The organism is Xanthomonas cissicola (genome assembly GCF_008801575.1).
Classification (GTDB): Bacteria; Pseudomonadota; Gammaproteobacteria; order Xanthomonadales; family Xanthomonadaceae; genus Xanthomonas; species Xanthomonas cissicola.
This window is the reverse complement of sequence record NZ_VZPL01000278.1, coordinates 1-256: the sequence shown is the minus strand read 5'-3', so window position 1 is coordinate 256 and position 256 is coordinate 1. Positions and strand designations below refer to the sequence as shown.

Below are 256 nucleotides of genomic sequence, written 5' to 3'. Positions count from 1 at the left end.
CAAGCAGGCGCTGGAGACGGTGCAGCGGCTGTTGCCGGTGCTGTGCCAGGCCCATGGCCTGACCCCGGAGCAGGTGGTGGCCATCGCCAGCAATATTGGTGGCAAGCAGGCGCTGGAGACGGTGCAGCGGCTGTTGCCGGTGCTGTGCCAGGCCCATGGCCTGACCCCGGAGCAGGTGGTGGCCATCGCCAGCAATATTGGTGGCAAGCAGGCGCTGGAGACGGTGCAGGCGCTGTTGCCGGTGCTGTGCCAGGCC

At 68.4% G+C, this 256-nt stretch carries 1 protein-coding gene; it reads left to right on the top strand.

The features are described 5' to 3' along the window. On the top strand, positions 1 to 256 hold a 256-nt coding region (locus F7R02_RS27470), incomplete at both ends, for a hypothetical protein (RefSeq protein ID WP_151210378.1).